Source organism: Alicyclobacillus acidiphilus NBRC 100859, assembly GCF_001544355.1.
In the GTDB taxonomy this organism is placed as follows: Bacteria; Bacillota; Bacilli; order Alicyclobacillales; family Alicyclobacillaceae; genus Alicyclobacillus; species Alicyclobacillus acidiphilus.
In genome coordinates this window covers 1-1,090 of record NZ_BCQI01000149.1, presented here as the reverse complement: position 1 = coordinate 1,090, position 1,090 = coordinate 1, and the positions used below count along the sequence as shown (strand labels likewise).

Sequence of the window (1,090 nt, the reverse complement as noted above, 5' to 3'; positions counted from 1 at the left end):
CCGTATTCCTGCATCCAAACTTCTTCCTCCTTCAACGAACGGAAGAAACGTTCGATATAGCCATCTGCGTCCGGGTTGTGATAACCTGTCCGTTCATGTTTCACCTGGCAGTCCTTCATGGCTTGTACGAATCGTCGACTTGTCATTTGGCATCCGTTGTCCGTTCTGAGCGTCAAGTTTGCGCCTTGCACCCCGCTCGGGAATCGGTAGTTGAATGCGTTATCCACAGCCTGCAGCAATTCCTCTGTCCGGCAATAGCGCGAAAACGAATACCCCACAATTTCACGGTCGTACGCATCGATGACCGCGAATAGATATCCCCACCCATCCTTACCACACCAAATCTTTGTCATATCGCACTGGAAGTGTTCGTTTGAATGACTCACCGGAATCTTTCCAGACCGCTTCTTTCGGGAAGCTTCTCGCTGTGGGGATTTGACCAACAATCCCATTTCTCGCATGAGCCGGTGTACTCGTTTGTGGTTTACCTGCATGCTGTATTGACGACGCAACATGACCTTGATTCTACGGTATCCATATCGTGGGAATCTCTCGCATAGATGGCGAATCCGCTGTTTCAATGGGGCGTCTTTCTCTATAACCGCTTTGTTCGCCTTCTTCACAGGCTCCTTTAACAAGCTATAACAATAAGTTCGATTCAGCTCCAATGCTTTCGCAATCACTGGGACCCGAAACCCTTCCTTGACGAGCTGAGCAACCAAGAAACGGCTGTTTACTTCCGGCCCCAGTTCGATTTTTTTCGCAACACATCGATTTCCATAGCTTGCTCGCCAATTTTGCTCATGGCTTCCTGCAACTGCTTCTCCAACTCCTGCTCCCGGGTAGAAGGACCTGACTGAAGCCCTGCTCGTCCACCAGCCAGAAATGCGTCACGCCACTTGTAATACAGACTTTGGGCCACACCATGCTGTCGGCAAACCTCGCTGATATTCGCCCCGGGAACCATCCCTTCCAACACAATGTTCATTTTCTCGTCCACAGTCCACTTACGTCCTGGCATGAGTCAAACACCTCTCTACGTCTATTTTACCTCACGTCATCTGTCTGGGTTGACTCTGGGGCCAGTATA

The 1,090-nt window shown here is 50.2% G+C and carries 2 protein-coding genes; both read right to left on the bottom strand.

From position 1 onward, the window contains the following. On the bottom strand, positions 1–683 hold a 683-nt coding region (locus tag AAC01S_RS19660; protein ID WP_245630294.1), incomplete at its 3' end, for an IS3 family transposase. A 50-nt stretch (positions 684–733) separates the two neighbouring features. Beyond that, the gene (locus tag AAC01S_RS18485; RefSeq protein WP_067623977.1) at positions 734–1,021 is read right to left on the bottom strand and encodes a transposase; all 288 of its coding nucleotides are present in this window, start codon (positions 1,019–1,021) and stop codon (positions 734–736) included. Positions 1,022–1,090 lie beyond the last annotated feature (69 nt).

Excerpts from the sequence above, each read along its gene's own strand:
- AAC01S_RS18485 (WP_067623977.1), bottom strand. The coding sequence starts at position 1,021 with ATGCCAGGACGTAAGTGGACTGTGGACGAGAAAATGAACATTGTGTTG.